The 23,037-nt window shown below is 50.6% G+C and carries 22 protein-coding genes; 13 read left to right on the top strand and 9 right to left on the bottom strand.

Translation table 11 applies throughout. The features are described 5' to 3' along the window. Positions 1 to 59: 59 nt before the first annotated feature. Positions 60 to 866, top strand: coding sequence for an SDR family oxidoreductase (locus tag CFF01_RS16770; RefSeq protein ID WP_088905985.1), 807 nt, complete (start codon positions 60 to 62; stop codon positions 864 to 866). Positions 867 to 998: 132 nt separating this feature from the next. Here the strand turns inward: CFF01_RS16770 and purD are convergent, their stop codons facing one another. Together purD and purH are read right to left on the bottom strand one after the other, a co-directional pair. Next, positions 999 to 2,291: a phosphoribosylamine--glycine ligase gene (purD, locus tag CFF01_RS16765; RefSeq protein ID WP_088905543.1), complete on the bottom strand. Its 1,293-nt coding sequence runs from the start codon at positions 2,289 to 2,291 to the stop codon at positions 999 to 1,001. 52 nt (positions 2,292 to 2,343) lie between these two features. After that, a complete protein-coding gene (gene purH, locus CFF01_RS16760; protein ID WP_088905542.1) occupies positions 2,344 to 3,933 on the bottom strand; it encodes a bifunctional phosphoribosylaminoimidazolecarboxamide formyltransferase/IMP cyclohydrolase in 1,590 nt (529 codons plus the stop codon). Positions 3,934 to 4,233: 300 nt separating this feature from the next. Between purH and zntR the strand changes: the two genes are divergently transcribed. Both zntR and CFF01_RS16750 read left to right on the top strand, forming a co-directional pair. Then, positions 4,234 to 4,710: a Zn(2+)-responsive transcriptional regulator gene (gene zntR / locus CFF01_RS16755; RefSeq protein ID WP_033539530.1), complete on the top strand. Its 477-nt coding sequence runs from the start codon at positions 4,234 to 4,236 to the stop codon at positions 4,708 to 4,710. A gap of 3 nt (positions 4,711 to 4,713) precedes the next feature. After that, positions 4,714 to 6,099, top strand: a complete 1,386-nt coding sequence (locus CFF01_RS16750) for an SO_0444 family Cu/Zn efflux transporter (RefSeq protein WP_088905541.1) — start codon at positions 4,714 to 4,716, stop codon at positions 6,097 to 6,099. Between the two features lie 70 nt (positions 6,100 to 6,169). Here the strand turns inward: CFF01_RS16750 and CFF01_RS16745 are convergent, their stop codons facing one another. After that, on the bottom strand, positions 6,170 to 7,198 hold the full coding sequence (locus CFF01_RS16745; protein WP_088905540.1) for a DUF4382 domain-containing protein: 1,029 nt from the start codon (positions 7,196 to 7,198) through the stop codon (positions 6,170 to 6,172). A gap of 336 nt (positions 7,199 to 7,534) precedes the next feature. Next, the gene (locus CFF01_RS16740; protein WP_033539509.1) at positions 7,535 to 8,260 is read right to left on the bottom strand and encodes a YebC/PmpR family DNA-binding transcriptional regulator; all 726 of its coding nucleotides are present in this window, start codon (positions 8,258 to 8,260) and stop codon (positions 7,535 to 7,537) included. Positions 8,261 to 8,745: 485 nt separating this feature from the next. Here CFF01_RS16740 and CFF01_RS16735 point away from each other — a divergent pair, with 485 nt between their 5' ends. Continuing rightward, positions 8,746 to 9,216 carry a GNAT family N-acetyltransferase gene (locus CFF01_RS16735; protein WP_088905984.1) on the top strand — a complete coding sequence of 157 codons (471 nt, stop codon included), beginning with the start codon at positions 8,746 to 8,748 and terminating at the stop codon, positions 9,214 to 9,216. Positions 9,217 to 9,312: 96 nt separating this feature from the next. Here the strand turns inward: CFF01_RS16735 and CFF01_RS16730 are convergent, their stop codons facing one another. Next, positions 9,313 to 9,489: a hypothetical protein gene (locus CFF01_RS16730; RefSeq protein WP_232479466.1), complete on the bottom strand. Its 177-nt coding sequence runs from the start codon at positions 9,487 to 9,489 to the stop codon at positions 9,313 to 9,315. A gap of 293 nt (positions 9,490 to 9,782) precedes the next feature. Between CFF01_RS16730 and CFF01_RS16725 the strand changes: the two genes are divergently transcribed. Next, positions 9,783 to 10,661, top strand: a complete 879-nt coding sequence (locus tag CFF01_RS16725) for a radical SAM protein (RefSeq protein ID WP_088905539.1) — start codon at positions 9,783 to 9,785, stop codon at positions 10,659 to 10,661. 21 nt (positions 10,662 to 10,682) lie between these two features. On the opposite strand, the gene CFF01_RS16720 is transcribed toward CFF01_RS16725, so the two are convergent. Continuing rightward, entirely contained in the window at positions 10,683 to 11,516 is an 834-nt protein-coding gene (locus tag CFF01_RS16720; protein ID WP_088905538.1) for a mechanosensitive ion channel family protein, read from the bottom strand. Positions 11,517 to 11,734: 218 nt separating this feature from the next. Between CFF01_RS16720 and CFF01_RS16715 the strand changes: the two genes are divergently transcribed. Further along, on the top strand, positions 11,735 to 12,190 hold the full coding sequence (locus CFF01_RS16715; protein WP_033539506.1) for a hypothetical protein: 456 nt from the start codon (positions 11,735 to 11,737) through the stop codon (positions 12,188 to 12,190). Positions 12,191 to 12,413: 223 nt separating this feature from the next. Continuing rightward, positions 12,414 to 13,589 carry a type III PLP-dependent enzyme gene (locus CFF01_RS16710; protein ID WP_088905537.1) on the top strand — a complete coding sequence of 392 codons (1,176 nt, stop codon included), beginning with the start codon at positions 12,414 to 12,416 and terminating at the stop codon, positions 13,587 to 13,589. 51 nt (positions 13,590 to 13,640) lie between these two features. On the opposite strand, the gene CFF01_RS16705 is transcribed toward CFF01_RS16710, so the two are convergent. Then, positions 13,641 to 13,856, bottom strand: coding sequence for a YdcH family protein (locus CFF01_RS16705; RefSeq protein ID WP_088905536.1), 216 nt, complete (start codon positions 13,854 to 13,856; stop codon positions 13,641 to 13,643). A 445-nt stretch (positions 13,857 to 14,301) separates the two neighbouring features. On the opposite strand from CFF01_RS16705, the gene udp reads away from it, so the two are divergent. Beyond that, positions 14,302 to 15,060 carry a uridine phosphorylase gene (udp, locus tag CFF01_RS16700; RefSeq protein ID WP_033539504.1) on the top strand — a complete coding sequence of 253 codons (759 nt, stop codon included), beginning with the start codon at positions 14,302 to 14,304 and terminating at the stop codon, positions 15,058 to 15,060. A gap of 89 nt (positions 15,061 to 15,149) precedes the next feature. Here udp and CFF01_RS16695 read toward each other — a convergent pair whose 3' ends face one another. Further along, on the bottom strand, positions 15,150 to 15,905 hold the full coding sequence (locus tag CFF01_RS16695) for an ion channel protein Tsx (RefSeq protein ID WP_033539503.1): 756 nt from the start codon (positions 15,903 to 15,905) through the stop codon (positions 15,150 to 15,152). 275 nt (positions 15,906 to 16,180) lie between these two features. Here CFF01_RS16695 and CFF01_RS16690 point away from each other — a divergent pair, with 275 nt between their 5' ends. From CFF01_RS16690 to ubiA, 5 genes are all read left to right on the top strand, one after another. Next, a complete protein-coding gene (locus tag CFF01_RS16690) occupies positions 16,181 to 16,642 on the top strand; it encodes an NfeD family protein (protein WP_088905535.1) in 462 nt (153 codons plus the stop codon). A 30-nt stretch (positions 16,643 to 16,672) separates the two neighbouring features. Further along, complete coding sequence (locus tag CFF01_RS16685; RefSeq protein ID WP_088905534.1) at positions 16,673 to 17,599, top strand: SPFH domain-containing protein; 927 nt, start codon at positions 16,673 to 16,675, stop codon at positions 17,597 to 17,599. After that, positions 17,596 to 18,531, top strand: a complete 936-nt coding sequence (locus CFF01_RS16680; protein WP_033539500.1) for an SPFH domain-containing protein — start codon at positions 17,596 to 17,598, stop codon at positions 18,529 to 18,531. The genes CFF01_RS16685 and CFF01_RS16680 overlap by 4 nt, the downstream gene beginning before the upstream one ends. Positions 18,532 to 18,671: 140 nt before the next feature. Beyond that, positions 18,672 to 20,837, top strand: a complete 2,166-nt coding sequence (gene uvrD / locus CFF01_RS16675) for a DNA helicase II (protein ID WP_033539499.1) — start codon at positions 18,672 to 18,674, stop codon at positions 20,835 to 20,837. A 116-nt stretch (positions 20,838 to 20,953) separates the two neighbouring features. Continuing rightward, positions 20,954 to 21,814, top strand: coding sequence for a 4-hydroxybenzoate octaprenyltransferase (gene ubiA / locus CFF01_RS16670; protein WP_033539498.1), 861 nt, complete (start codon positions 20,954 to 20,956; stop codon positions 21,812 to 21,814). A gap of 123 nt (positions 21,815 to 21,937) precedes the next feature. On the opposite strand, the gene hemB is transcribed toward ubiA, so the two are convergent. After that, positions 21,938 to 22,954, bottom strand: a complete 1,017-nt coding sequence (gene hemB, locus CFF01_RS16665; protein ID WP_033539495.1) for a porphobilinogen synthase — start codon at positions 22,952 to 22,954, stop codon at positions 21,938 to 21,940. Positions 22,955 to 23,037: the final 83 nt, after the last annotated feature.

The raw sequence follows: 23,037 nt of genomic DNA, 5'->3' as shown, positions 1-23,037 counted from the left end.
ATCTGCGGCTAACTATGTGAATTTGTGGGGTATCCACCTACTTATTGACCAAGTTTATGATGCAGAGTTTAGCCGATAAAGTCGTTATTATCACAGGGGCCTCAGAGGGCATAGGCCGGGCATTAGCTAAGGCGATGGCCCCTTTGGGCTGTCGGTTAGTATTGACCGCCCGCAGCCAGGGACGACTGCACTCTTTGCAGCGTGAGCTGGCATCGATTGCCAGCGTTCCCCCGCTTATCGTTCCCGCAGATGTCACAGATGCCAGCGCCTGCCAATCCCTTATCGATACCTGTGTGGCGCATTTCGGTCGACTGGATATTCTGGTGAACAATGCTGGCATGACCATGTGGTCGCGTTTCGATGAGCTCGAAGATCTTTCGATTTTAGAGCGGGTCATGCAGGTCAACTACCTAGCGCCTGCCGTGTTGACTCACTATGCCTTACCTCATCTTAAAGCGAGTCGTGGTCAGATAGTGGTGGTTGCCTCGGTGGCAGGATTAACAGGTGTGCCGACCCGTAGCGGTTATAGCGCCTCTAAACAAGCGGTCATGGGCTTTTTTGATTCTCTTCGCATCGAGCTGGTGGAAGATGACGTGGCCGTTACTCATATCTGCCCCGATTTCGTGGTGTCTGAGATTCATAAGCGCGCCCTGGACGGTCAGGGAAAGCCGCTGGGTAAGAGTCCTATGCAGGAAGCCAAAATCATCACCGCCGAGCAGTGCGCGCAGATGATGTTGCCTGCGATTGCCGGGCGTAAACGCCTGCTTATCACATCAACACGAGGTCGATTAGGGCGTTGGTTTAAGATTATCGCTCCCGGTTTGATCGATAAGATTGCCCGCAAAGCGATCGCCTCAGGGCATTAGCCTGACATTCGATATCAGCGGTTGATCTTGTTTGAAGTGAATTATCATCCATAAAAAAAGCACCTAATACTCTTGTTGAGTACCGGTGCTTTATACAATTTTATCTATTTTCCTTGATGGGAAGTCGCTGGCTTAACTCTCCCGGGCGATCGCGCGATAGGCAATATCGGTACGGAAATAGACGTCGTCCCAATGGATCTCGTTCACCAGCTGGTAGGCGCGTTGTTGCGCCTGAGTCACGTTCTCACCCAGTGCCGTTGCACAAAGTACGCGACCACCGTTAGTGACCACATGACCGTCCTTCATGCTGGTACCAGCGTGGAATACCTTGGCGTCATCATCGCCCAAGCTTAAGCCGTCGATCACATCGTGCTTGCGGTAGGCATCCGGATAACCGCCTGCTGCCAATACCACACCCACTGCCGCGCGACTGTCGAACTCGGCGGTGACCTTGTCCAATTCATCACGGGTAGCGGCTAGACAAAGCTCAACCAGATCAGACTTTAGGCGCATCATGATAGGTTGGGTTTCTGGGTCGCCGAAGCGGCAGTTGTATTCCAACACCTTGGCACAGCCATCTGGCGCAATCATCAGGCCAGCATAGAGGAAACCTGTGTAAACATTGCCTTCTGCTGCCATGCCATCGACGGTAGGACGGATAACATTGTCTATGGTCCAGTCGTGTACCGCTTGAGTGACCACTGGCGCCGGAGAGTAGGCGCCCATGCCGCCGGTGTTCGGGCCGTTGTCGCCATTGTCTCTGGCTTTATGGTCTTGGCTGCTGGCCATGGCCAGGATATTGTTACCGTCGACCATGACGATGAAGCTGGCTTCTTCGCCTTTGAGGAACTCTTCGATCACCACGCGAGAACCGGCCTCGCCAAACTTGTTGCCAGCTAACATATCTTCGATAGCTGCATCGGCTTCTGCCTGATCCTGGGCGATGATCACCCCTTTACCTGCCGCCAGGCCGTCGGCCTTGATAACGATAGGAAAGCCAGTGTTGGCTGTTACTTCAGCTACATAAGCCTTGGCGGGCTCGATCTCTGTGAAGTTCGAGTACGCCGCAGTGGGAATATTGTGACGGGCCAGGAAGTCTTTGGTGAAGGCCTTAGAAGACTCTAACTGCGCCGCACCTTGGGTTGGACCAAAGATAGGCAACTTAGCCTCGTTAAAGGCATCGACCACACCGAGAGAGAGAGGCACTTCAGGGCCGACTATGGTCAGCTCAATAGCTTGCTCTTTAGCAAAGGCTACCAGTTCAGAGATGGCTTCGACGGAAATTTCGACGTTTTCCAGCTTAGGCTCTAACGCTGTGCCGGCATTGCCAGGCGCCACGAAGACTTTCTCTACCAGTGGTGATTTGGCCGCCTTCCACGCCAGTGCGTGTTCGCGTCCACCGCTACCAATTACTAATACGTTCATGCTGTATCCTTAAAACGGCGCCCGGGCTTATAGCCCAGGCGCGAGATGCAAATTAATGACGGAAGTGACGCATGCCGGTGAAGACCATGGCCATGCCATGTTCGTCGGCAGCTGCGATGATCTCTTCATCACGAATCGAACCACCCGGCTGGATGATGCAGCTGATCCCTGCGGCTGCGGCCGCATCGATACCATCGCGGAAGGGGAAGAAGGCATCGGATGCCATGACTGAACCCACAACTTCCAGGTTTTCATCGGCAGCCTTGATACCTGCGACCTTGGCGCTGTAGACGCGGCTCATCTGGCCTGCGCCCACACCAATTGTCATGCTGTCTTTGGCGTAAACGATGGCGTTAGACTTCACGAACTTAGCCACCTTCCAGCAGAACATGAGATCTTTCATCTCGGCTTCGGTCGGCTGACGCCTAGTGACAACCTTGATATCGCTCATCTCAACCATGCCTTGGTCACGGTCTTGAAGCAGCAGACCGCCATTAACACGCTTGTAGTCCAGGCTTTGGGTCTTAGTAGTCCACTGACCACATTCAAGCAGACGCACATTGGCTTTGGCTGCAACCACGTCGCGTGCCGCCTGGCTAACGACTGGCGCGATAATCACCTCGACGAACTGACGCTCGACGATAGCGCTAGCGGTCTCGGCATCGAGTTCACCGTTAAAGGCGATAATGCCGCCGAAAGCCGAAGTCGGGTCGGTTTGATAGGCGCGGTTGTAGGCTTCTAACAGGTCGTTACCGATAGCGACACCACAAGGGTTGGCGTGCTTAACGATGACACAAGCTGGTTCGCTGAACTCTTTAACACATTCCAGCGCCGCATCGGTATCGGCGATGTTGTTGTAAGACAGCGCCTTACCCTGCAGCTGAGTAGCACTGGCGACCGAGGCCTCATCTATGTTGAGATCCACATAGAAGGCGGCGCTCTGATGGCTGTTTTCGCCGTAACGCAGATCTTGCTTCTTCACTAACTGGGTGTTGTAAGTGCGTGGGAACTTAGAGTCCTGATGGCACTCATCTTCACTGTGGGCTGGTACCATGGTGCCGAAATAGTTGGCGATCATGCCGTCATAGGCGGCAGTGTGCTCGAAGGCGGCGATGGCTAGATCGAAACGTGTCTCCAGCGTCGTGCTGCCCTGGTTAGCCTGCATCTCTTTGATAACGCGATCATAGTCTTTGGCGTTAACGATAATGGTGGTGTCTTTGTGGTTCTTTGCGGTAGAGCGCACCATGGTTGGACCGCCAATGTCGATATTTTCTACGGCATCGGCCAGGGTACAGCCTTCTTTGGCCACAGTCTCGGCAAAGGGATAGAGGTTAACGGCAACCAGATCGATAGGCTTAATGGCGTTCTGTTCCATCACTAGCTCATCGATACCACGACGGCCAAGGATACCGCCATGCACTTTAGGGTGCAGGGTTTTGACGCGGCCGTCCATGATCTCAGGGTGACCTGTGTAGTCAGAGACTTCAATGACAGGCACGCCGTTGTCTGCCAACAGGCGAGCGGTGCCGCCGGTAGAGAGCAGTTCAACACCTTGAGCGTGCAGGGCCTTAGCAAACTCTAAGATTCCGGTTTTATCAGAAACGCTTAACAGCGCGCGACGAATAGGTCTGGCATTATTCATTTTAGGTACAGGGTCCAGTGGTTATTTTAAGGATCTTTCGGAAAGCAGAACAGTTAGTGCCAACTAACCCGGGCGTATTGCTTTCCAAAAGCCCCTCAAATATTTTTACTGCCCATCGCGGCGCGCGTATTTTAACGTAAAACTGTGTGCCATGCTGTTTTTTTCTGTGCGATTTCACAATACGCCATGGCGAACAAGCCAGCCTGAAAAAATTCCTGCACAATAACCCTTGACCTTAGATTTAACTCTAAGGTTTATACTAGCAGTATGACTTTGATGAAAAGCTTAGCCGGAGGCGAGATGTATCGTATTGGAGAGTTAGCCAAGCAGTGTGAGGTGAAGGCCGACACCCTACGTTTCTACGAGAAACATGGCCTGTTATCGCCGTCGATGCGTAGCGACTCGGGTTATCGACTCTATACCGAGCATGACGCTGAGCGCTTGCGTTTTATCCTGCGCGCCAAGGCAGTGGGCTTTACCTTGTCGGAGATAACCGAGCTGTTATCCATCGATCTGGACAAGTCCAATTGGGCCTGTGCGGATGTGAAGGGGATGGTGGATATAAAGTTGGCCAATGTGGAGGAGAAAATCGCCGAGTTAAATCATTTTCGTGTCTCCCTGCAACGCCTTTCCGATGCCTGCTGCGGCGGTCCTGAGAGCGCCGAACATTGCTCAATACTTGAGGCGCTAGAATCAAACGTCGAAGTGAAGTGTGAAAACCACAGTCATGATCACAGCGAAACCGAATATAAAACCAGTTGTAAGCTAAAGGGTTAACCTATGTTGTTATCTAATTTTATCGACCTCTTTCTTGATTCCGCGCCCTGGCTGCTGCTGGGTCTAGTGCTCGCCGGCATGCTGAAGATGTTTGTGCCTATGGCATGGATGCAGAAGCAGCTGGGGGGTCACGGGATGAAGACGACCATTAAGGCGGCCGTGTTGGGCGCACCCTTACCGCTCTGTTCCTGCGGCGTGATCCCCGCTGCAGTGGGTCTGCGCCGTTCGGGGGCTTCCAAGGCGGCCACCACCTCATTTTTGGTCTCAACCCCTGAGACGGGTATCGATTCGGTCAGTGTTTCCTATGTGCTACTTGGCCCCTTCATGGCAATTGTCAGACCGATAGCGGCAGTGAGCAGCGCTATCGTTGCCGGTTTGCTGGTGGGCCGTGATGACGACGAGGTGAAAGTGAGCGATACGGCTGAGTCTGCCCGCTCTAACCAAGGTGCGGCAGATAAAGGCTCCGAGGCAAGCACTAGCTGTTGCAGCAGTAGCAAGCCAGTCGAAAAGCCGCTGGACAAGCAAGTGTCATCGAGCTGCTGTGGCGACAAGTCAAATGCGCCAGTGCGAATGAAGGCGGATGCCTCGCCCATGATGATGCGCCCAACGAGCTCAGGTGCTATGACTAAGCCAGAAGCTTTGATTAAGCCTGCGGCAGCCACTCAGTCCGCGAGCGGCTCATGCTGTGGGAGCAAGGCAAAGCCCGAGCCGATAAGCTCATGTTGTTCTACTACTGATACGACTAATCAGAGTAATAGCCAAAGTGAGAGCTGTTGTGAATCTACCAAAGATGTGGCCACTGAGCTCAAAGGAACTTCAGTGCTGGCAAGGATGGGTAAAGGTTTGCATTATGCCGCCACCGATCTAGTGCGTGATACTACCGTTTGGTTGTTGATTGGTCTTTTCTTTGCCGCGTTGGTGCAGACCTATGTACCAGGGGATTTCATGGCTAAATGGGGTGACGGCATCTTAGCCATGCTGGTGATGGTGCTGGTCTCTGTACCCATGTATATCTGTGCTACCGCCTCTACGCCTATTGCGGCCGGGCTACTGCTGGCAGGTGTATCGCCAGGCGCCGTACTGGTGTTTATGTTGGCGGGCCCTGCGACGAATATCGCTACCTTAGGTGTAGTGACCAAGGAACTGGGTAAGCGCGCCCTCTATGGTTATCTCGGCGGCGTGTTGGGTGTTGCTCTTATCTCAGGTGTTATCGTTAACTATCTGGTGGAGACCTTCGGTTTTGTGGTGATGCCTCAAATTGGAGAAGAGCACAACCTCTTGCCGTCAGTGATAGTTAATGGTTCGGGGATCATCTTGGCCATCTTGATGCTGAGGGTATTGCTTGCCAAGTTACCCAAGAACTGGTGGCGTCGAGACTGCTGCTCTTAATGTGATGGTTTAACGAATAAAAAAGGCACTCAATAGAGTGCCTTTTTTATGTTTATGACAAGGATGTCACTTAGGTCGCTGGAACAAAATCCATTGGGAAGTGACGTTCTGTCGTAGTGCCTTCAGTCACAACGACATCTTGCTCATCAATGTGAAGGAAGAAAGGTGCTTCGACATCTTCGGGCGTGTTAACTGATTCAGGATCGTCATTTTGTGCCACACAGGTATAGCCAAGGCTGTAGGTACTGGCGGCAACGAAGCCAAATTCATACTCGTAACCGGTAACATTTTCAGCATCATCGGTAATTGGATTAACGCGTGCAGAGGCAATTGGTGCCACTTGTAACTCAACAACGTCGGCATCTGGGCGGAAATCTACCATGTTTTCAAGTGCTGTAGCCGTTGGGTAAAGGTAGACGGCTGGGCTGAACTCGGAACCACCGGCAGCCACTTCACATGCATCCATTACATCACTACTAATTTGGCCATTGATGGCACCTACTTCGGCAGTGTTAATTAACTGTGCAGCCGTTGGCTTAAGGGTCCAGAAATTATTATTGCCACGAGGCTTGTTTAGGTGGTGTAGACTGAATTCGAGAACAAAGTCATTAACGCCGGCGGCAATGGTGAAGGGCTTGTTGAAGAAGAGACGACCTGTGTCTTCTTCCTCAGCACCGATGCCGCCACAGTTGCCTTTGCTGTTAGTATTTAGTCCGTGGATATTTCCATCCATGGTTTGGACGTATGAGCCTTCTTCATTAGCGTCTTCATCATTTTGCATATAGATACACATCTGGTATTCACCGACCGGGATGGTTTGACCTTCAACCAGAGTTTCAACCTCTTTGCCTTGTACTGAGAGTAGGTCAACATGCTTTAATTCACCATCTTCTGAGACGTCGAATGAGATAGGTTCACCTGCACCTTTTAATACCACCTGCTTGAAGGCAATATTCACTACTTTGACATCGGCTGGGTTGTCTGAGACACCTAGGCTAAAGACGCCTGTTTTTGGTGTTTCAGGAGTATCATCACTACCACCACAGGCGGCAAGTAGGCTGGTGAGTGCGATGGCGATAATCGATTTTGAATACTTCATAGGTTACCTGTTCATCATGTTGGTTGATCAATTACACGCAACAAGCCCTCCCGAACAGGAGCGGCAAATCACGTGCGATTGATTTGGATTGTTTTTGTAGGTCTAGCTATAAGGATAGGCGAATACAGGCTCAAGTCCACCGAAAATGGCTTTTAAAGGTGCACTATGAATAAAGTTTAATTGATAGGGTGGTAAGTACTTACTACAAGCGCCAAGCCTTTGACTATGGTCAAAAAAATTACGGGTTGATTGGTGAAAAAAAAGCGATTCGTTATTTACGTGAAACGAATCGCTTTTTATTGTTCAGGCCAGAGTGACAGGCGAGAGAGGTGATGTTTATGCCTTGATGTCGGCGTTGTGGTAGACGTTTTGTACGTCGTCACAATCTTCCAGAGCAGCTTGGAACTTTTCGAACTGGGCGATCACTTCTGGGTCGGTGAGTTCTGTCATGGTCTGTGGCACGAAGGCAATCTCTTCTACTTCCAATTCAGTGTCAGGGAAGGCGTCGTTAAGGGCAGTCTTTGCCTTGTTGAACTCTGTGTGCGGCGCAAACACGCTAATGATGCCATCTTCTACTTCAATGTCGGCGATATCCACGTCGGCCATCATCAGGGCTTCTAATACTGCTTCTTCATCGTCACCTTTAAAGGCAAATACAGCTTGGTGATCGAACATGTGACCCACGGTTCCCGGGCTACCTAGTTTGGCATCATTCTTAACGAATGCCTGACGGACTTCGGTAAAAGTACGTTTACCGTTATCAGTTAAGCAGTCGACGATGACCATAGCGCCACCAGGACCAAAACCTTCATAACGAGCCGTTTCATAGTCTTCACCACCGCCGCCGCGAGCTTTTTCGATTGCTCGTTCGATAACATGGGCAGGCACTTGATCTTTTTTAGCCTTAGCGATCATTTGACGTAGTGCTAGGTTACCGTCTGGATCAAAACCACCATTTTTAGCGCAAACATAGAGTTCTTTGCCGTAACGAGAGTAAAGTCTAGTTTTCTGTCCAGCCGTTTTGGCCATAGATTCTTTGCGGTTTTGGTATGCTCTTCCCATCTTGATCTATCTCAGTAAGCTAAAAAAATTGGCCCAATATTAGCAGCTTTGTCGACGATTTTGCATACTCCCTCCAAGGATTTTGTCAAAACTGTGGTGATTAAAACGCTTAATCTGGGGGCTAAGTGATGAAATCAGGTATCACTAAGACTTAAGCGAGCTTTGTTCGAGCGCGAACTGATAGATATATTCGACGCAGACGCGCATTGACGAGCCTGCCAGGTGCTATGGGGTAAGCTCTGGTTGATAGTTGTCTGCGACATAATGCATAGGGGTTGACGATGGCTTCTTTGAAGGTTCAGTTGTTTGTCAATCTATTGAGCCTGCACTGCTTTGAGGTTAGGGTAGATAGCCGTTAAGTCATCATTAGCCGCCTTGGTTGGTAGTGCAAGTATTAAATATGGCTGAGATAACAGCCAATCTATGTGAGTTAGACGAAGGCTATAGTTGGGTTGCAGTGTAATCTGATTTGGGGCACCCGTTTAATGGATAAGGGGAACCGTGTGCGGTGGGAGAATGTGGCGTTTGCCGAGTTGACGCTTGAGCGTCTGTATGAGCTGTTGAGATTGCGGGTCGATGTGTTTGTGGTTGAGCAGGCCTGTGCCTATCCCGAACTGGATGGCAAGGACACCTTGCCCGAGACGCGCCACCTGTTAGGCTTGGATGCAGAGGGGCAGATTATCGCCTACGCAAGAGTATTAGCGCCTGGGGTAAGTTATCCTCAGGCCAGCATCGGCCGGGTGATCGTTGCCGAGTCTGCCCGTGGTGGTGGCGTGGCCAAGCTTTTAATGCAACAGGCGATTGCCATTGCCAAGCAAGCCTGGCCGGGGCGAGGAATTCAAATCGGTGCCCAGGAGCATTTACGCCAGTTTTATCAAGATTTGGGCTTTAGGTCTGTCTCAGAGGTTTATCTTGAGGATGGGATTCCCCATCTGGATATGTTGCTAAAGGATTGACTTACGATGTCGCGGGAACAAATAAAGGAGCACACTGAGTGCTCCTTTATGTTCGGGTAATTAAGCCGTAAGGCTTGTCAGCCACCTAGTTGGTGACTAATCCCTGAGTTGGATCTTAGGCTCATGCTCAACTTCGCCATATCTGTCTATGGTCGACAGTTGGTTTTGCTGGGCGATAATAGCCAGTGGACCCGAAGGCAAATGGCGAACAAACAACAGCCGATACCCATATCGATGCAGGCTATAAAGGGCCATCTTTTGTTCCGCGCTCATTGAGCTCCAATGCTCATCATGATGCAGGACGTTCCCTCGCCTGTCTTGCAGTTGTTGTGCTATTTGCATGTTATTATCTACACGTTTGTCGGCCGATGTAGCCAATAATTTTTCTATGCTGACAAGGTCAGACAGTTATAAACAATTAATCTGAATGAGATTAACGTCAGTCATTCTACTGACTCTGATTGAACATAAATTGAACGAGATCAATTTATAGGTCGAGATTGGCACACGAATACCAAAAATTATGAAAGTGCTCACATATTCACCATGAATTGAGACAGGTAAAAATGATTAATTATATTGAGCCCCTATTCAGACCACCTTCGGAGTGGAAGTCCCTCATTCTTCAAGTGACTAATGGTTGTAGCTGGAATCGCTGTCACTTCTGTGACATGTATACGGCGCCGCAGAAGCAATTTCGTGCACAAAAACTGGATAATATTGCAGCGGATATTGAACGGGTGGCGCAAAGCGGTGTGCCGGTTTCTCGGGTATTTCTGGCTGATGGCGATGCCATGAGTCTGCCTTTTAAGCGGCTTGAGGCAATCTGTTTATTGATCCGTGAGCATCTGCCACAGGTGACCCGAATTAGTAGTTATTGCCTGCCGCGCAATCTTAACAATAAGACGGACGAGCAACTCGCTCGGCTCAGAGAGTTGGGGCTGAGCCTCTTGTACGTGGGTTGTGAGAGTGGCGATGATGAGGTACTGGCTCGCATCGAGAAGGGCGAAACCTTTGACTCCTCTTTGCTGGCGTTAGAGCGTATACGCGCTGCCGGCATGAAGTCCTCTGTGATGATACTCAATGGCTTGGGCGGCGTGGAGCTATCCCGGCAGCATGCGCTCAATTCGGCGCGCCTGATGAACCAGGCACAGCCCGACTATCTATCGACGCTGGTGGTCACTCTGCCCTTGGGTAAGGCGCGTATGGACGCCGGATTCGATGGTGATTTCAGATTGCCGGATCAGCATGGACTATTGAGTGAAATGCAGCTGCTGCTGAGTGAACTTCAGCTGGAGAAGACTATCTTTCGCTCGGATCACACCTCTAATTACTTGGTGCTTAAGGGGATCCTTGGTCGTGATAAACATAAGCTGTTAGCCCAGGTCGATCAGGCGATGCAGGGGCTGGTGCCCCTGCGTCAGGAGTGGCAGCGCGGCCTATGAGCCCGTTGCTAATGAAAGAAGTTATCGCTCGATATGGATCTCGCGTACCGGGCAGGGGATCTCTATACCCGCCTGGCGAAGCGCGTTAATTAGCTCCAAATTGACCTGATATTTATTCTGATAGTAGCTGTTGGTGGGTACCCAATAACGCAAGCCTATCTCTAAGCCTATGCTGTTAAAACCATTGATACCTATCTGGGGCGGACGCTCCCGGTTAACCTCTTTGTTGGCATCAAGCACCTGCTGGGCGATGGCGAGCACTTGGTTAGCATCGCTGCTGTAGCTGATGTTAAAGCGGATCTCGACCAGCTTGTCGCTAAAGGAGTTGTGCAAGATCTCGCCGACAATATGTTTATTGGGGATGCTAATCACCTCGCCTTCTTCATTGGTCAGCAAGGTAAGCCCCAAGTGAATACTCTTGACGACACCACTAACGCCTTGGATCTCTATGGTGTTGCCCACGACGAAGGGGCGGGTCACTATGATGGTCACGCCGGCGGCGTAGTTTGACAGCATGCCTTGCAGCGCCAAGCCTGCGCCCAATGATGCGGCACCAATGGCCGCCACCATAGGTGTGATACTGATCCCCAGTTTACCCAGCGCGATAATACCAACCATGATAATGATGATTATCCGCACTAGATTAGAGACGAAGTTACTCAGAGTAATGTCGATCTCATGTTTCTCAAACTGCCTGGCGACCAGGTTGGAGACCTTGTTGGCTACCCAGAGTCCCAGCATAAAAATAAGCAGGGCACCGACCAGTTGAAAACTGTATTTCACCAGAAATTCGGTCAACAGGGTGTAGACATTCTGCAGTTGCGCCAGCTCCTGCTCCAGACCATTTTCATTCATAGCACTCTTCCTAATACCTTGGTGTACGATGATTGCGTTAACTATGGCTATGTTACTTAAATTTCAAAGGCTTGATAACAAATATCTCAAGTTTGTGTCATGGCAAAAATTAGCGTGAGGCGCATCAAGCTATTGCGATGCATTCGGGGGCATAGGGTGCAGTATAAGATATAGTCTGTTTTCCTGTAAGTTAACTTAACTGTATAGAAAGAGGCATTATGAAAGCGCTAGTTTTGGCCATGGGCGTGTTGTTCTCGGCCGCCAGCTTTGCCAGCAGCCTGACCCAAGGTGACCATATCGAGGCGATAAGCCTGACTGATCAGAATGAAGCTGTGTTGGAAGTCAATTCGGATACCCAGGTTTTACTCTTTAGCCGTGGCATGAAAGGCGGTGAGATCATTCAGGAGGCGATTGAGTCTTTGGAGTCACCTATGCCGAGCAATTGGCGTTATGTAGCCGATATCAGCGGTATGCCTTCGCTTATCGCCAAGTTTGTTGCCATTCCTAAGATGCGAGATCTTAGTTTCGCTATTGGTCTCGACCAAGAAGGCGAGGTGACTCAGTTGTTACCTGGTGACAAAGAGACGGCAACGGTTATCAGCCTGGATGGACTCAAGATCATCAAGGTCGTTCAAGTCGATTCGGCAAAAGCCCTGCTGGAGGCGGTGAAATAACCCAAGTAAGGTTTTCGACAACGCTTACTAATTTCTTTTAAATATTAATCGCTTAAGTTGGTTTTTATCGAGTCGAAAATCGAATCGATATTTTTAGAATAAAAACTTATTTATTAAGCATAAAAATTCGTTGATCTGTTCAGAAAAATAGCGTTTACTTCGCTGCGATTTTTAACCGAATCACGCGAATTTATTTTTATTCTGCTACGGAGATACTGGCGAGATGAGCCAATTTCAAGCGATTGATGTTAATGAGTATTATGACCAAGCTACCTTTGACCGTATCAAGTCATTTGCTCAGGACAAACCGACACCTTTCGTCGTAATTGACACTAAAATCATTGCGAAACAATACGATGACATGGTGCATAACTTCCCTTACGCCAGTATCTACTATGCCGTTAAGGCGAATCCTGCCAGAGAAGTATTGACGTTACTGCGTGATCGCGGTGCCAACTTCGATATCGCCTCTATCTATGAACTGGATATGGTGAGCGATATCGGCGTGACGCCTGACAGAGTCAGCTATGGCAATACCATCAAGAAACGCCAAGATGTACGCGCCTTCTATGAGCGTGGTGTGCGTATGTATGCATCCGACTCTGAAGCAGATCTTCGTATGATCGCCGAGGAGGCACCGGGCTCTCGCGTCTATGTGCGTATCTTAACCGAGGGGACTCACACCGCTGATTGGCCCCTATCACGTAAATTCGGCTGTCAAAATGAGATGGCGCTTGAGCTGTTGGTGTTGGCTAAGGCCCTTGGGCTTGAACCCTATGGCATCTCGTTTCATGTTGGCTCGCAGCAGCGTGACATTGGCGCCTGGGATTCGGCTATCGCTAAGGTAAAGAGCATCTTCGAGCGCCTGCGCGAAGAGCATGGTATTGAACTCAAGATGATCAATCTGGGTGGCGGTTTTCCGGCTAACTATCTGGATAAAACCAACGAGCTGGGTACTTATGCTGAGAAGATCACTCACTTTCTCAAAGAGGATTTTGGCGATCAGCTGCCGCAGATCATCCTGGAGCCGGGCCGCTCCTTGCTTTCCAATGCCGGCGTCTTGGTGTCAGAGGTGGTGTTGATCAGCAAGAAGTCACACACGGCGCTGGAGCGTTGGGTCTTTACCGATGTCGGTAAGTTTTCTGGCCTGATTGAGACCATGGATGAGGCGATTAAATTCCCTATCTATACCGAGCGTCAGGGAGAATTGGATCGCTGCGTGATCGCAGGTCCCACCTGCGACAGTGCCGATATTATGTATGAGCACTATAGTTACGGGCTGCCGGTGGATCTGGCCATTGGCGATCGCATGTATTGGCTAACCGCAGGTGCCTATACCACCACTTATTCAGCCGTCTGTTTTAACGGCTTCCCGCCCTTGAAAGATTACTATCTGTAAGGGAAGACAAAAGGGCGCCTAGGCGCCCTTTTATTATTTCTGTTGTTCCCGCTATTTGGTGTGGGTCTTTAAGATCTGGTGTAACGCTTCCTTGATATGCAGTTTTTCCTGTTTGAGACCCTTCACTTCTGGGGTGAAATCGCTGGCCGCATGTTGTTCTAAGGCTTTTATCTCGTCATCGAGTTCGTTGTGTTTATTAAACATCTTAAGAAAATGCGCGTCTTTTGCTTTGAGTTCGCTGATTAAGTCTCTGTATTCTGGAAACATATTGGCCGTCCTTCTTGGTCAATGTTTTGGGGAGAGTGAAAAGCAAAAAGTGCTGTTATTCCCTTTGCTTTGAGTTCAGCCTAGCGCGATTTTAGTGGTGAGTTTGTGAGCTGAATCACCGACTGGACAAGCAGAACCCATCACTCTTTTATTACTATTTAACTATATGTAATTAAATAAAATTATTGGCAACGTTTGTGCTGAATGTTGAGGTTTTTCAAGCCTCTTGCATTACTAGAATAAATTTGCCCTATTGGCTGGCGGCTTAGGTGGGAGTTGCTATATTTTCAGTGCTGATAGCGGAAAAAGTTTGGTAAATTCATTACAACAAAATATCTAACTGCTGGCGGGGAAAGTGTGATCAGGTTAACCTTAATGGCTTTCATACTAGGTTAAAGTCCATTTAATAAGAATTTTATAATCAAAATTGAAAGGGGTTTTCATAATGTCAGATGTATTTCATTTAGGCCTGACGAAAGAGATGTTAGATGGTGCAACGCTTGCTATCGTTCCCGGTGATCCTGAGCGTGTGAAACGTATTGCCGAGTTGATGGACAATCCAACATTCCTTGCCAGTCATCGCGAATACACCAGCTATCTTGCCTATATCGATGGTAAGCCAGTGGTGGTCTGCTCTACCGGTATCGGTGGTCCTTCTACCTCTATTGCCGTAGAAGAGTTGGCACAACTGGGTGTTAATACCTTCTTGCGTGTCGGTACCACGGGGGCGATTCAGCCTGAAGTCAATGTGGGTGATGTGATCGTGACTCAGGCATCAGTGCGTTTAGACGGCGCTAGCCTGCACTTTGCACCTATGGAGTTCCCAGCAGTGGCGAACTTCGAGTGTACCACCGCTATGGTTGCAGCGTGCCGTGATGCGGGACTAGAGCCTCACATTGGTATCACTGCCTCGTCAGATACTTTCTACCCAGGTCAAGAGCGTTACGATACGGTATCTGGCCGTGTTACCCGCCGTTTTGCCGGTTCGATGAAAGAATGGCAAGAGATGGGAGTGCTTAACTACGAGATGGAGTCGTCGACGCTGTTTACCATGTGTGCGACTCAAGGCTGGCGAGCGGCTTGTGTGGCGGGCGTGATCGTTAACCGTACTCAGCAGGAGATCCCTGATGAGGTAACCATGAAGAAGACTGAGACCAGTGCTGTGTCTATCGTGGTCGCTGCGGCGAAGAAACTACTGGCTTAAGTAATTGCGATAACTCGCAGTAACAATAAAAAGGCGCCTTAGGCGCCTTTTTTTGTCTGCATATATTTTGTCATGCATCAGGGTAAGTTTTAGAAGTGATACTTAGCGATCACCGAGTAGGTGTTCTGGTCTACGCCTTTAACACCGTACTTGTTTTTCCAAAAATCATACTCGATACCCACAAACAGCTTATCTTTCTTGTGTGAACCAAAGATGGCCGCGCCCAGGTCGTATTTCACCTGAGGGTTAAAGTGGAGGTTTTCTTCATAGCCAGTGTTATCGGCAGCAAACACCCAGTCGATAAAGCCGTCGAGTACTATGTTGGAATTGCCTACGGGGAAGTCCATTCTAAACACAGGTGTTAACTGCCAACCATCGCTCATATTGCCGCTGCTGATGGCATCACGGCGATAGGTATTAAGTTGGAAGTAGCTAAAATAAGGGATTTTAAAATCCAGGCCAACACCATAGAGGAAGCTCTTGACCGGGCCTTCGCCCTCTTCGAACGTAAGTGCCAGTGAGACATCTGTGAGGGCGCCTGCGCCTACAGTCTTGCCTGAGATCTTGCTAGCGCTGAACCGCGGTGAGATCTCGCCGTAAGTGGTGCTATCTTTACCGCCATTGTTGCCGTTGAAGAAGATAAAGTCTTGAAAGGCGAACCAGTCGCCATATTTCCAACCGCCGGCGGTTTCAATGGTGATAGTGGTTTGTTGGTCAGAGGGGGCAAGATCATAGTCGTCGCCATAGAGGGCAGTGGCACTGACGTCCCACCAATGAATCATCTCATCTGCTACGGCAGGTTGTGCGGCAAGCAGTGCGAGTAGCAGCCAATTTCTGTTCTTCATCATATTACCTTTTATCATTGTTATTTGGGGCTAAATTGAAAACAATCTCTGCATTTCTCTGATGCATTTGTTGCTTATTTTTACGCCTTGTTATTGATGCGCCGCAAGTATAAGGGATTTAGTGATTGTGCCCAATTACAAAACAACCAATTTCGTATGGTTAAGTTAAATGTTTGTTGCCTGTGTCACATTTTGTGTCGTGACATAATATGTCGCAATCGGAATTAAGAGCTGATATAGTCTTCGCAGGGATACTCTCATTTCAGGGGGGAAATATGGAGTTTTCTAATCCTATCTTTATCTGGATAGCCGTGGGTGTGGTACTGATGTTAGCCGAAATCATCTTGCCCGGCGGTATCGTGATTTTCTTGGGCGCCGCCTGCCTGGTGGTGGCTGGCGCACTGACGTTAGGTTTTGTCGACGGGATAGTGCAGGCCATGACGCTCTGGTTTATCAGCTCAATCGTTTTGCTATTGGCTTTTCGTCAGCTTACCCAGCGCCTGGTGGGAGGCGACTCTCATGTGGACAATACCGATGAAGAGTTTGATCTCTATAACCAAATTGCCATTGTTAAGGCGGTGATCGGCCCGGCACAACAGCTGGGACGAGTCGAATTTCAGGGAAGCGAATGGCCAGCACTGGGTGATGGCAGTGAGATCCCTGTGGGTGCTCAAGTCAGAGTGATCTGTCGCGAGAATATTGCCTTAGTCGTTGAACCTTTGACAGAGCAGGCATAGGCCTGGCTGACTTTTTAGAGGAAGGAATCTATGTTCGAATTTACGCTATTTATACTCTTTGTTTTCTTTATTCTTTATAAATTGTTGCTTATCGTTCCGATGCGCGAGGTCCATGTGATCGAGCGTCTGGGCAAGTTCAGGCAGGTACTCCAACCTGGTTTTCATTTCTTAATTCCATTTTTCGACCGCGTCGCCTACCGTCATGATACCCGCGAGCAGGTGCTGGACGTTCCGCCTCAAAGCTGTATCTCCAAAGATAATACTCAGCTGGAGGTTGACGGCTTGGTTTACCTCAAGGTGATGGATGGCAAGCTGGCCAGTTATGGTATCGAAGACTATCGCCGCGCCGCAGTTAACCTGGCGCAGACGACTATGCGATCTGAGATAGGTAAGCTCAGTCTGAGCCAGACCTTTTCTGAACGGGATAGCCTTAACGAGTCGATTGTGCGGGAGATCGATAAAGCCTCGGACCCTTGGGGGATCAAGGTGCTTAGATATGAGATCAAGAATATTACCCCGTCTCACAAGGTGATCCACACCCTGGAGAAGCAGATGGAAGCCGAGCGTAGCAAACGCGCGGAGATCACGCTGGCCAACGCCGAGAAGGCCGCGATGATCAACCTCTCCGAAGGGCAGCGTCAGGAGGCGATTAACCTGTCGGAAGGTGAGAAGCAGAAGCGGATCAACGAGGCAAAAGGGACCGCGCAGGAGATCGCCATTATCGCCCGAGCCAAGGCTGAGGCGATGACTTTAGTGTCAGAGGCGTTAGCGCTCGAAGGTGGCAACGAAGCGATGAATATGCAGCTCAAGGAGCAGTTCATCAATCAGCTGGGTAAGATACTCAACGAAGCCGAAATTTCGGTGGTGCCGGCCGAAATGGCTAAGCTGGAAGGATTTTTTGAAGGAATGGAGCAGGTGACTCAGAGTGTGGGTCAGGTAAAAGGAGGTCGCGCATGATTGCCAATATCAACACAGATTTAATCCTACTGGGCATTTGGGGGCTGATCTTTGCCATCTTTATCATCAAGTTGTTCCAGTCGATCCGCTTAGTCCCGACCAAGTCGGCCTATATCGTCGAGCGTTTGGGTAAGTATCACACCACCTTGGATGCAGGTTTCCATGCCCTGGTGCCTTTTATCGATAAGGTAGCCTATGTGCATGACCTAAAAGAGGAAACCATAGACGTACCGCCCCAAGAGTGTTTCTCAAGCGACGAAGTGAACGTCGAGGTAGACGGGGTGATCTATATCTCTGTGGTTGACCCTGTAAAGGCCAGCTATGGCGTTACCGACTATCGCTACGCCGCCATTCAGCTGGCGCAAACCACCACCCGCTCTGTGATAGGTACGCTGGATCTTGACCGCACCTTCGAGGAGCGAGACGTGATCAGCGCTAAAGTGGTGGAAGTGTTAGATCAGGCTGGTGCTACCTGGGGGATCCGGGTTCATCGCTATGAGATCAAGAATATCACCCCGCCAGAGACGGTGAAGAACGCCATGGAGATGCAGGTGAACGCCGAGCGTGAGCGCCGCGCCCTGCTAGCCAAGAGTGAGGGTGACAAGCAGAGCAAGATCAACCGCTCCGAAGGTGTTAAGGCCGAGATGATCAACCGCTCCGAGGGTGAGATGCAAAAGCGGATCAACGAAGCCGAGGGTAAGGCCGAAGAGATTCTTACCATAGCTAAAGCAACCGCAGAGTCTATTGAGCGTATGGCGCTGGTGGTATCGGCTCCCGGTGGCAAAAATGTGGTGCGTATGCAGCTCGGTGCCCAGTATCTTAAGCAGTTCGATGGCCTGACCCATAGTGCCAGTAAGATAGTGCTACCGGGGAATATGATGGACTTCGATCACTGGATGGACAGCATCGGGTTGGAAGAGAGCAAGGAGTAACCTTTGCGCTTCAGTTAATTGAGCCTAAGCCTTTGCTTAGGCTTTTTTATGGCCGGTGCTAAGGGGCGCCGGGAGTTGGTGGCGGTAGGATCACGCAACGCCTCCTGTTATACTTGCCGCCTGATTTTTTGGAGGCAAGAATGGACGTATCTTCTTTACTCGACGGCTTAAACGATAAACAGCGCGAGGCCGTCGGCGCACCACAATCTAGCATGCTGGTGTTGGCAGGCGCGGGCAGTGGTAAGACCCGGGTGCTGACACACCGTATCGCCTGGTTGATGCAGGTAGAGCAGCAGAGTCCCTATTCTATCTTGGCGGTGACCTTTACCAATAAGGCTGCGGCCGAGATGCGCGAGCGTGTGGAGAAGGTCAGCGGCAGCAGTATGGGCCGTATGTGGATAGGTACCTTCCACGGTTTGGCGCATCGTCTGCTGCGTACCCACTATCAAGATGCCAACTTGCCCCAGAGTTTCCAAATTCTCGACTCAGACGATCAGCTCAGGCTGATCAAGCGGATCCTCAAGAGCCTGAATCTGGATGAGAAGCAGTATCCGCCTCGTCAGGCACAGGGCTATATCAATGGTAAAAAAGATCAGGGGCTAAGACCCAAGCATATCGATGCCGGTGGCTTTCCCATAGAGCAGAACCTGCTGAAGATCTATCAGGTGTATCAGGAGTCTTGCGATCGTGCAGGACTGGTGGACTTTGCCGAGATCTTATTAAGAGCCCATGAGCTGTGGCTTAACAAGCCCCATATTCTGGAGCATTATCAAGAACGATTTAAAAACATCTTGGTGGACGAGTTTCAGGATACCAACGCTATTCAATATGCCTGGATCCGCGTGCTGGCGGGCAGCAGTGCCAATGTGATGATCGTTGGTGACGACGACCAGTCTATCTACGGCTGGCGTGGTGCCCAGGTGGAGAACCTGCACAAGTTTCTACAGGACTTCCCGGCGGCTCAGACCATACGTCTGGAGCAGAACTACCGTTCTTCGGCCAACATCCTTAATGCCTCCAACGAGCTGATCGCCAACAACCCAGATAGACTGGGCAAGAAGCTGTGGACCGAAGATCAGGCGGGGGAGAAGATTGGTCTCTATTGCGCCTTCAACGAGATGGATGAGGCGCGCTTTATCGTCGGCCGCATCATGGATTGGCAGGATATGGGCGGTAACCTGAGCGACTGCGCCATCCTCTATCGCTCTAACGCCCAGTCGCGGGTGTTGGAAGAGGCCTTGCTGCATAAGGGAATGGCTTATCGCATCTATGGCGGTCTGCGCTTCTTCGAGCGTCAGGAGATCAAGGATGCCATGGGCTACCTGCGCCTGATCAGCAATAAAAATGATGATGCCGCCTTCGAGCGTATTATCAATACGCCGGCCCGTGGCATAGGTGGACGAACCTTAGAGATCCTGCGCAGCACGGCGCGTCAGCAGGAACTGACCCTGTGGCAGACCTGTCTGCGTCTGCTCGATGAGAAGGTGCTCTCGGGTCGGGCCGCCAACGCGGTGCGCGGCTTTATGGACCTGATTGTGACCCTACAGCAGGAAACAGACGAGCAGTCGCTGCATCGCATGACAGATCATGTGATTCAAACCTCAGGGCTCAAGGCCATGTATGAGGCGGAGAAGGGCGAGAAGGCCCGTGCCAGGGTGGAAAACTTAGAGGAACTGGTCACTGCGGCGCGAACCTTTGTGATGCCAGAAGATCTCGAAGATATGGGCGAGCTCAACGCCTTCCTATCCCATGCGGCGCTCGAAGCCGGTGAGGGGCAAGCAGATGCCTTTACCGATGCGGTGCAGCTGATGACCCTGCACTCGGCCAAGGGCTTGGAGTTCCCTATGGTCTTTATGGCGGGTGTCGAGGAGGGGATTTTCCCGAGTCAGATGGCAATGGATGAGGGCGATAGACTCGATGAAGAGCGCCGCCTTTGCTACGTGGGCATGACCCGCGCCATGAAACAGCTCTATATTACCTACGCCGAATCACGCCGTATTTACGGCCGGGAAAACTATGCCCGTCCGTCACGTTTCATCAAGGAGATCCCTGGTGATTACGTGCAGGAGATCCGCATGAAGACCAGTGTGTCGGCACCGGCCAGTAGTAATAGATTCAGTCAGGCGCAGGCCTCGTTCAATGATTCAGGTTTTAATCTGGGTCAGCGAGTGAACCATCCTAAGTTTGGTGAAGGCACTGTGACTAACTTCGAAGGAAGCGGTGCCCAGGCCAGAGTTCAGGTGGATTTTCTCGATGTCGGCAGCAAGTGGCTGGTGGTCGCCTATGCAAGATTGGAAACCCTGTAAGCCAAGGCAGATAAAGCGCTTGAAACTCTTAGGGCGTCAGTCATAATGCCAAAGGATATTGATGAGCTTGCCCACAAAAATCAAAGGCCAAAGCAGTCGTTAGGAGAGCCTAAAAAATGAGGTTAAGGGATAAATTAGACGCCTATTTGCGTCTGGCACGGATGGATCGCCCCATCGGTACCTTTTTGTTGTTATGGCCGTGTCTGATGGCACTGCTGTTAGCGGCCGGAGGCATGCCAGATCTTAAGGTGTTGATCATCTTCGTCATTGGCGTAGTGGTGATGCGCGCCTGTGGCTGTATTATCAACGATTATGCCGACCGTAAGCTAGACTCCCATGTAGAGCGCACCAAGAGCCGTCCTCTAGCCAGCGGTGAAGTGACGGTCAAAGAAGCGCTTATCCTGTTTGTGGTGTTGGGCCTGTTGGCCTTTGGCCTGGTATTGATGCTTAACCCCTTGGTGGTGCAGCTCTCCTTTATCGGCATCATACTGACCATCATCTATCCCTTTACCAAGCGTTTCACCAATATGCCGCAGATGTTCCTCGGTGTGGTGTGGAGCTGGTCGATTCCTATGGCCTATGCGGCGCAACTCGGCACAGTACCGGTAGAAGCCTGGTGGCTGTTTGCCGCTAACTGGTGCTGGACTGTGGCTTACGACACCATGTATGCCATGGTGGATCGCGACGACGATCTTAAGGTAGGCATCAAGTCGACGGCGATTCTATTTGGCCGCTTCGATCGCCAGATCATCGGCTTGTTCCAGTTGGCCGCCCTTGGTTGTTTTGTTATGGCGGGTCTCAGTGCCGATCGCGGCCTGGTATTTGCCTTAGGGATCCTCACTTTTATCGGCTTTAGTCTCTATCAGCAGAAGTTGATCTTCGATCGCCGGCGCGCTCCTTGTCTACAGGCCTTCTTAAACAATAACTGGGCAGGTATGACCCTGTTTCTGGCTCTGGGTATCGATTATCTGCTTTAGGGCCCATATCGCCAATTAAGCCACCAATGATGGTGGCTTTTTTGTTTTTACCGCGCTGACATAGCGTCATAAAAAAAGCCAGTTATTTGCAACTGGCTTTTTTATTATCACGGGCGATTGAGCTTACTTATTTTCAGCTTCTTTTAGCCACTGTGCGGCGCGTTTGGCGAAGTAGGTCAGAATGCCATCGGCACCGGCGCGCTTGAAGCACAGGAGTGACTCCATCACGATCGCCTTTTCTGCTAACCAGCCATTTTCGATGGCCGCCATATGCATGGCGTATTCGCCGCTCACCTGATAGGCGAAAGTCGGTACGGCGAGCTCTGTCTTCACGCGGTGAACTATGTCCAGGTATGGCATGCCAGGCTTAACCATGACCATATCGGCGCCTTCCTGAATATCCAGGGCCACTTCGTGTAGCGCTTCATCACTGTTGGCTGGATCCATCTGGTAGCTATGCTTGTTGCCGCCTTTGAGGTTGCCAGCAGAGCCAACTGCATCGCGAAAAGGACCATAGTAGTTAGAAGAGTATTTGGCCGAGTACGCCATGATCTGTGTGTTCACGTGACCAGCGGCTTCCAGGGCTTGACGGATAGCGCCAATGCGGCCGTCCATCATGTCAGATGGGGCGACGATATCTGCACCCGCTTCGGCGTGCGACAGTGCCTGCTTGACCAAAATCTCTGTGGTGATGTCGTTAAGGATATAACCGCTATCGTCGATGATGCCATCTTGACCATGGGTGGTGAAAGGGTCTAGCGCCACGTCAGTCATCACGCCAAGCTCAGGGAAGGCTTCTTTCAGGGCGCGCACTGCACGCTGGGCCAATGCATCGGCATTGTAGGCCTCTTCGGCCATGAGTGTTTTCTTCTCGGCTGGGGTCACAGGGAAGAGGGCCACCAGAGGGATCCCCAGTTTGACCAGTTCTTCTGCCTCTTTGAGCAATAGATCGATAGAGTAGCGCTCGATGCCAGGCATAGAGGCGACCTGCTCAGTACGGTTATTACCTTCGAGCACGAACATAGGGTAGATCAAGTCGTTTACCGAGAGCTGGTTTTCGGCCATCAGACGGCGACTAAAATCGTGTTTACGCATGCGGCGCATTCTGCGCTGAGGGAAAGCACTGGTAATGATGTTCACATTCGACTCCTAATTTAGGCTTGTTTGCTTTATTGGGCTACACACTGCAAAGCTCATCCAAGGATGAGGCGTAGCCGCTAAGT

It is taken from the genome of Shewanella marisflavi (assembly GCF_002215585.1).
GTDB lineage: Bacteria > Pseudomonadota > Gammaproteobacteria > Enterobacterales > Shewanellaceae > Shewanella > Shewanella marisflavi.
The sequence above is the reverse complement of the archived record's forward strand: the minus strand, read 5'-3'. Positions and strand labels throughout refer to the sequence as shown.

What these genes read in the sequence shown, in the direction of transcription:
- CFF01_RS16770 (WP_088905985.1), top strand. Translation starts at nt 60, where the DNA reads ATGCAGAGTTTAGCCGATAAAGTCGTTATTATCACAGGGGCCTCAGAG.
- purD (WP_088905543.1), bottom strand. Translation starts at nt 2,291, where the DNA reads ATGAACGTATTAGTAATTGGTAGCGGTGGACGCGAACACGCACTGGCG.
- purH (WP_088905542.1), bottom strand. Translation starts at nt 3,933, where the DNA reads ATGAATAATGCCAGACCTATTCGTCGCGCGCTGTTAAGCGTTTCTGAT.
- zntR (WP_033539530.1), top strand. Translation starts at nt 4,234, where the DNA reads ATGTATCGTATTGGAGAGTTAGCCAAGCAGTGTGAGGTGAAGGCCGAC.
- CFF01_RS16750 (WP_088905541.1), top strand. Translation starts at nt 4,714, where the DNA reads ATGTTGTTATCTAATTTTATCGACCTCTTTCTTGATTCCGCGCCCTGG.
- CFF01_RS16745 (WP_088905540.1), bottom strand. Translation starts at nt 7,198, where the DNA reads ATGAAGTATTCAAAATCGATTATCGCCATCGCACTCACCAGCCTACTT.
- CFF01_RS16740 (WP_033539509.1), bottom strand. Translation starts at nt 8,260, where the DNA reads ATGGGAAGAGCATACCAAAACCGCAAAGAATCTATGGCCAAAACGGCT.
- CFF01_RS16735 (WP_088905984.1), top strand. Translation starts at nt 8,746, where the DNA reads ATGGATAAGGGGAACCGTGTGCGGTGGGAGAATGTGGCGTTTGCCGAG.
- CFF01_RS16730 (WP_232479466.1), bottom strand. Translation starts at nt 9,489, where the DNA reads ATGAGCGCGGAACAAAAGATGGCCCTTTATAGCCTGCATCGATATGGG.
- CFF01_RS16725 (WP_088905539.1), top strand. Translation starts at nt 9,783, where the DNA reads ATGATTAATTATATTGAGCCCCTATTCAGACCACCTTCGGAGTGGAAG.
- CFF01_RS16720 (WP_088905538.1), bottom strand. Translation starts at nt 11,516, where the DNA reads ATGAATGAAAATGGTCTGGAGCAGGAGCTGGCGCAACTGCAGAATGTC.
- CFF01_RS16715 (WP_033539506.1), top strand. Translation starts at nt 11,735, where the DNA reads ATGAAAGCGCTAGTTTTGGCCATGGGCGTGTTGTTCTCGGCCGCCAGC.
- CFF01_RS16710 (WP_088905537.1), top strand. Translation starts at nt 12,414, where the DNA reads ATGAGCCAATTTCAAGCGATTGATGTTAATGAGTATTATGACCAAGCT.
- CFF01_RS16705 (WP_088905536.1), bottom strand. Translation starts at nt 13,856, where the DNA reads ATGTTTCCAGAATACAGAGACTTAATCAGCGAACTCAAAGCAAAAGAC.
- udp (WP_033539504.1), top strand. Translation starts at nt 14,302, where the DNA reads ATGTCAGATGTATTTCATTTAGGCCTGACGAAAGAGATGTTAGATGGT.
- CFF01_RS16695 (WP_033539503.1), bottom strand. Translation starts at nt 15,905, where the DNA reads ATGAAGAACAGAAATTGGCTGCTACTCGCACTGCTTGCCGCACAACCT.
- CFF01_RS16690 (WP_088905535.1), top strand. Translation starts at nt 16,181, where the DNA reads ATGGAGTTTTCTAATCCTATCTTTATCTGGATAGCCGTGGGTGTGGTA.
- CFF01_RS16685 (WP_088905534.1), top strand. Translation starts at nt 16,673, where the DNA reads ATGTTCGAATTTACGCTATTTATACTCTTTGTTTTCTTTATTCTTTAT.
- CFF01_RS16680 (WP_033539500.1), top strand. Translation starts at nt 17,596, where the DNA reads ATGATTGCCAATATCAACACAGATTTAATCCTACTGGGCATTTGGGGG.
- uvrD (WP_033539499.1), top strand. Translation starts at nt 18,672, where the DNA reads ATGGACGTATCTTCTTTACTCGACGGCTTAAACGATAAACAGCGCGAG.
- ubiA (WP_033539498.1), top strand. Translation starts at nt 20,954, where the DNA reads ATGAGGTTAAGGGATAAATTAGACGCCTATTTGCGTCTGGCACGGATG.